The following is a 6,125-nucleotide window of genomic DNA, read 5'->3' as shown; positions in this document are numbered from 1 at the left end:
ATCGATGTTTGAATTGTGTTTTGGAAGGGCGGATATCACCATGAAAATAATCTCTTCGTTATTTTCATGGCATATTCAGGCTGATGGGGTTATTTATTTAAAATGAATATGAATACTTATTCAGATCATAAACCGATATCCGATACCGGTTTCTGTTAATAAATGGCGAGGACGCGCGGGATCGGCTTCCAGTTTCTGACGAAGGTGTCCCATATAAATGCGTAAATAGTGACTATGCTCGACCGCATTCGGCCCCCAGACCTGGCTTAACAGCTGTCGCTGCGTTAACACCTTGCCATGGTTATTGAGCAGCACGGCCAGCAGACGAAATTCGATAGGCGTGAGGTGGATCTCCTCTTCCCCTCGCACGATGCGGCGGGCGGCAAGATCGACGCGGATATCGCCAAAGGCGTACACCGGATCAGAAGGGGACGTGGCACTGTGTCGACGCAGCGCCACACGAAGCCGGGCCTGTAACTCGCCAATGCCAAACGGTTTGATCAGATAATCATCCGCTCCGGCATCCAGGGCGGCGATTTTATCCGTCTCTTCAGTCCGGGCAGAGAGCACCAGAACAGGCATCTGACTCCACTGACGCACCTCACGAATAAAATCGATGCCGTCGCCATCCGGGAGTCCCAGATCCAGGATAACCAGGTCTGGCTTGCGGGTGGCCGCTTCAATTAACCCCCGTTGAAGCGTACCGGCTTCATGAACGCGCAAACCGTCGCCTTCCAGCGCGGTACGCAGAAATCGGCTGATAGCAAGCTCATCTTCAACAATCAGAACGTTAATCACACATCCTCTGGTAATTCATCAAGTTCTGGCGGGGTTTCAAGAGGAAGTGTAACACAAAAGCGTGCGCCACCTTCCGGGCGGTTCTCTGCGGAAATGGTGCCGCCATGCACGTCGACAATCGCCTGGCAGATCGCCAGCCCCAGCCCAACGCCCGGAATGGCGGACTCCTTATTACCACGCGCGAATTTTTCGAATATGGCGCGCTCCTGACCCGACGGAATCCCCGGCCCGGTATCCCAGACCTCGAGCCGCAGCGCACTGTTATCCACCCTGGCAGCAATCCCCAGACGGGCCTTTGCCCCGGCGAATTTAGCGGCATTTTCCAGCAGGTTAATCAGCACGCGTTCAAACAGCGGGCCATCCACATGGATTAACGTCAGGGGGTCCGGCATGTCCAGCTCAATATGGCGCCCGCCGAGACCCGGCTCCAGCATCTTCAGCGCACTGCCGACAACCTCCTCAAGGGTGAGCCACTCTTTTTTGAGGTTAAATCCGCCGGACTGAATGCGCGCCATATCCAGCAGGTTATTCACCAGGCGCGTGGTATTCAGCACGTGCTGGCGAATTTCGCTGGCCTGCATCGCATGTTTTGAACCTTCCGCCGCCAGATCCAGCGTCAGAATTTCGGACTGACCAAACAGCACGGTAAGCGGGGTGCGCAAATCGTGTGACAGCGCGGCCAGCAGCGAGTTTCGGACGCTTTCGCGCTCGCTTGCCAGACGCGCCTGCTCTTCGCTCGTGGTGAGCGCCAGCCGTTCAAGGGCGCTGGCGACCAGCAGGGTGAAGGTTTCCAGCAGGCGCTGCTGCTCGGGGATCATCAGCTGACGCAGGTTAGACGGCTCGACGATGACCAGCCCGTGATTTTTATCCGCGCTGCGCAGCGGCAGGATCTGATAAGGCACGCCGGGCAGGGTGTCGGTTCCGGCACCGGCAGGTAAACCCTTATCGAAACTCCAGCGGGCAATCGCTTCATCCCAGGGCGTCATGCCCGAAGCGGAGGTCAGCGGGCGAAGGCGCCCCTGCTCGTCGGGGAGCAAAATCAGGTTACTGGCATGAAAGGTCGAGCGGATAAACTGCTCGCTGGTCTGCACGATATCCCGCTGCGTGCGGCCGACCGCCAGCGATTTTGACATTTCATACAGATGGCGCGTGCGCTGCTCGCGGTAGCGGGCAATGCGTGCCTGGTAGCGTACACCGGCCGTCAGATTCCCGATCACCAGCCCGACGGTAAGCATCACGGCAAAGGTCAGGATGTATTGCACGTCCGAGACAGCAAGCGTCCCGCGCGGCGCAATAAAGAACAGATCGAAGCTGATGACGTTGATCACCGTGGCCAGCACCGACGGCCAGCGGCCATAAAAGAGCGCGACCACAACGACACCCAGCAGATAAATCATGACCAGATTGGCGGCATCGAAGGCGATCAGCCACTGGCTGGCAATCACCGTAATCAGGGCGCAAAGCACCACGGCCACCAGGCAGCCCCGGATCTGAATGCGCCATTTATCGCCAAAGGTACGTGCGTCCGGCGTACGGGTGGGCAGGGGGGCGGGCTTGTCATCCAGCGCGACGATGACTAAATCAAGATCCGGTGCGCGGTGGGCCAGCCTGTCGGCAAACGATTCACGGCTAAACCAGCGGCGATGCTGGCGACGCCCAATGACAATCTTGCCCAGGTTGTGCTCACGCGCGTAGCGCAAAATAGCTTTATCTTCCTGCGGATCGGACAGGGTTGCGGTTTCGGCGCCCAGCTCCTGCGCCAGCCGCAATGCGCTCAAAATGGCGCGACGTTGATTTTCCGGCAGGCTGTGAAGCTGCGGCGTTTCGACGTAGACCGCGTGCCAGACGCTGCCAAACTTCGCTGCAAGCCGGGCGGCGGTACGCACCAGTTTTTCATTGCCGCTGCCGTGACCAATGCATAACAGAATGGCGTCCCGCGTGTGCCAGACGCGCTCCTGCCCCTGTAGGTCTCGCCAGGCGCGCATCTGGTCATCAACGCGATCGGCGGTGCGGCGCAGGGCCAGCTCGCGCAGGGCAATCAGGTTCCCTTTGCGGAAAAAATGTTCGATGGCGCGTTCGGCCTGGCCGGCAATATACACCTTGCCTTCGTGCAGGCGCTGGCGAAGATCGTCCGGCGGCAGGTCAACCAGTACCACTTCATCGGCGGAATCAAAAAACGGATCGGGGACGGTTTCCCGTACCTGAATACCGGTTACGCCGCTCACCACGTCGTTCAGGCTTTCCAGATGCTGAACATTCACCGTGGTGAAGACGTCGATGCCTGCCTCAAGCAGCTCCTCAACATCCTGCCAGCGCTTAGGATGGCGTGAGCCAGGGGCGTTGCTGTGCGCCAGTTCGTCCATCAGGATCAGCGCGGGGCGGCGGGCGAGGGCGGCATCAAGGTCGAACTCCGTGACCAGCCGCCCGCGATGGCTGATCCGCTGGGGCGGCTGCGTCGCCAGCCCCTTCAGCAGCGCCGCCGTCTCTTTGCGACCGTGGGTTTCCACCACGCCGATGAGAATATCAAGCCCCTGCGCCCGCAGCCGCTGGGCTTCCGTCAGCATAGCGAAGGTTTTCCCGACGCCCGCGCAGGCGCCGAAGAAAATTTTCAGCTTGCCGCGATGGGCTTCAGCCGTCTGTTCAAGCAGCCTGTCCGGATCCGGGCGCATGGGCTCGTCGGTCATTTAGTTCTTCCTTAGCGCATCCAGCGCCAGATTCAGCTCAACAATGTTCACTACCGGCATGCCGATAAAGCTGACCAGCGGCTTTTGCGTATGTTCTGCAACCAGCTGGCTTACCTGTTCGGCGGTCAGCTGGCGGGCGGCGGCCACGCGCGGGATCTGCCACACCACCGCATCTGGCGTCAGGCTGTAATCCAGCCCGCTTGCGGAGGCGGTGACCAGCTCAACCGGCACCTCCCGGCTGGCCTGTGGATTCGCGGCGCGCAGGGCGGCAACGCGTTCAGCAACGGCTTTGTCCAGGTCAGGATTGCTGCCTGCCAGATTGCTGCCGCCGGAGGCCATTGGATTATACGGGCTTTCCGCAGTGGCGGAAGGGCGTCCCTGGAAGTAGCGCGGGTCCGTAAAGTTCTGCCCAATCAGACGCGAGCCGCGGCTTTCACCGTTCTGGATGATCAGCGACCCGTTGGCCTGGTCCTCAAACCACCACTGGCCCAGCACCGTCGTCATCAGCGGGTACAGCCCGCCGGTAATCAGAGACAGCAGAATAAACAACAGTATAGCGGGACGTAACATCGTCATTCGTTTCACCTTTTAAACCAGACCGAAGAGCGTTAACAACACGTCGATAACCTTGATCCCGATAAAGGGCACCACCAGCCCGCCCAGGCCGTAAATCCACAGGTTGCGGCGCAGCATGGCGGCCGCCGTCAGCGGCTTATAGCTCACCCCTTTCAGCGCCAGCGGAATAAGAAAGACGATAATCAGGGCGTTGAAGATCACCGCGCTCAGAATGGCCGAGGCCGGAGAGTGCAGGTGCATCACGTTCAGAGCATTCAACTGCGGGTAAGTGGCCGCGAAGGCCGCCGGGATAATGGCGAAATACTTCGCCACGTCGTTGGCGATACTGAACGTGGTTAGCGAGCCGCGCGTCATTAGCATCTGCTTCCCGATGTGTACCACCTCAATCAGCTTGGTCGGGTTCGAGTCGAGATCCACCATGTTGCCCGCCTCTTTTGCCGCCTGGGTGCCGGAGTTCATCGCCACCGCCACGTCGGCCTGCGCCAGTGCCGGGGCGTCGTTGGTGCCGTCACCGGTCATTGCCACCAGACGGCCTTCCGCCTGATACTGACGGATCAAAGCCAGCTTCGCTTCCGGCGTCGCTTCGGAAAGGAAATCATCCACGCCCGCTTCAGCGGCAATGGCGGCTGCGGTGAGGCGGTTATCCCCGGTGATCATCACCGTTTTAATGCCCATCTTACGCATCTGGGCGAAACGCTCTTTAATACCGCCTTTCACGATATCCTTCAGGGCGATCACCCCCAGAACGTTTGCACCTTCCGCCACCACCAGGGGCGTCGCCCCCTGACGCGCCACGCTTTCCACCAGATGGTCGACTTCCGGAGGGAAGTGTCCGTTATTGGCTTCAATATGACGGCGAATGGCATCAACGGACCCTTTACGGATCATCCGGTCCTGAATGTTGATCCCGCTCATGCGGGTTTGCGCGGTGAAGGGCACAAACGTGGCGTGCAGGCTTTGTACGTCGCGCTGGCGCAGGTTGAAGCGCTGCTTAGCCAGGATCACGATGCTGCGGCCTTCCGGCGTCTCATCGGCAAGAGAGGAAAGTTGCGCCGCGTCGGCCAGCGTTTTTTCATCCACGCCGGGAGCGGGTAAAAAGTCAGAGGCCTGACGATTCCCCAGGGTGATGGTTCCGGTTTTATCCAGCAGCAGCACGTCTACGTCACCCGCGGCTTCTACGGCGCGTCCGCTGGTGGCGATGACGTTCGCGCCCAGCATACGGCTCATCCCCGCCACGCCAATCGCGGACAGCAGGCCACCGATAGTGGTGGGGATCAGACAGACCAGCAGGGCGATCAGTACGGTGATGCTGACCGCTGTACCACCGTAGGCGGAGAAGGGCCACAGTGTCGCCGTGGCCAGCAGGAAGACAAGGGTGAGCGCCACCAGCAGAATGGTCAGGGCGATCTCGTTCGGCGTTTTACGACGCTGGGCGCCTTCCACCATGGCGATCATCCGGTCGAGGAAGGTTTCACCCGGGTTGACGCTGCACTGGATCACCAGCCAGTCGGAAAGAATGCGTGTCCCGCCGGTAACAGAGGCGAAATCCCCGCCGGACTCACGGATCACCGGTGCGGATTCCCCGGTAATGGCGCTTTCGTCTACCGACGCGCCGCCCTCGATCACTTCCCCGTCGCAGGGGATGATGTCGCCAGCTTCCACCAGCATCACGTCGCCTTTACGCAGTTCATCCGCTGGCACGTGGTCCATCTGCGCGCCATATTTAGGTTCACGTAATTTGCGCGCGAAGGCGGTCTTTTTCACCCCTTTCAGGCTGTTGGCCTGCGCCTTACTCCGGCCTTCCGCCAGCGCTTCGGCGAAGTTGGCGAACAGTACGGTAAACCACAGCCACAGGCTGATGGCGGCAGTAAACGTTGCATTCCCTGAAAGGTGTCCCGTTCCCATGGCAATCGCCAGTACGGTGGTGAGTAAACTTCCAGTCCAGACAATAAACATCACCGGGTTGTGCCACTGCACGCGCGGGCTGAGTTTTTTTACCGCATCCATGAGGGCCTGACGAACTAACGTCGGTTCGAGCAGGGCCAGTTGTTTACGACTCATGACAAA

General features: G+C 59.7%; 4 protein-coding genes. All 4 read right to left on the bottom strand.

Annotation, left to right across the window (positions count from 1 at the left end):
- Positions 1-120: 120 nt before the first annotated feature.
- The 4 genes from kdpE to kdpB are packed head-to-tail and all read right to left on the bottom strand — an operon-like array spanning position 121 to position 6,119.
- Positions 121-798 (bottom strand): two-component system response regulator KdpE, encoded by a 678-nt coding sequence (gene kdpE / locus ACOTX7_RS05680; RefSeq protein WP_006809597.1) that lies wholly within the window; start codon positions 796-798, stop codon positions 121-123.
- Entirely contained in the window at positions 795-3,482 is a 2,688-nt protein-coding gene (gene kdpD / locus ACOTX7_RS05675; RefSeq protein ID WP_221257085.1) for a two-component system sensor histidine kinase KdpD, read from the bottom strand. Before kdpD ends, kdpE begins: the two co-directional genes overlap by 4 nt.
- The gene (gene kdpC / locus ACOTX7_RS05670) at positions 3,483-4,058 is read right to left on the bottom strand and encodes a potassium-transporting ATPase subunit KdpC (RefSeq protein WP_213826474.1); all 576 of its coding nucleotides are present in this window, start codon (positions 4,056-4,058) and stop codon (positions 3,483-3,485) included.
- 12 nt (positions 4,059-4,070) lie between these two features.
- A complete protein-coding gene (gene kdpB, locus ACOTX7_RS05665) occupies positions 4,071-6,119 on the bottom strand; it encodes a potassium-transporting ATPase subunit KdpB (RefSeq protein WP_221257086.1) in 2,049 nt (682 codons plus the stop codon).
- Between the last annotated feature and the right edge of the window lie 6 nt (positions 6,120-6,125).

The organism is Enterobacter cloacae complex sp. IR5418, from assembly GCF_049238105.1.
Taxonomy (GTDB): domain Bacteria; phylum Pseudomonadota; class Gammaproteobacteria; order Enterobacterales; family Enterobacteriaceae; genus Enterobacter; species Enterobacter hormaechei.
Note: the sequence above shows the minus strand (reverse complement) of the source record. Positions and strands in the feature narration are given on the sequence as shown.

Excerpts from the sequence above, each read along its gene's own strand:
- kdpB (WP_221257086.1), bottom strand. The coding sequence starts at position 6,119 with ATGAGTCGTAAACAACTGGCCCTGCTCGAACCGACGTTAGTTCGTCAG.
- kdpD (WP_221257085.1), bottom strand. The coding sequence starts at position 3,482 with ATGACCGACGAGCCCATGCGCCCGGATCCGGACAGGCTGCTTGAACAG.
- kdpC (WP_213826474.1), bottom strand. The coding sequence starts at position 4,058 with ATGACGATGTTACGTCCCGCTATACTGTTGTTTATTCTGCTGTCTCTG.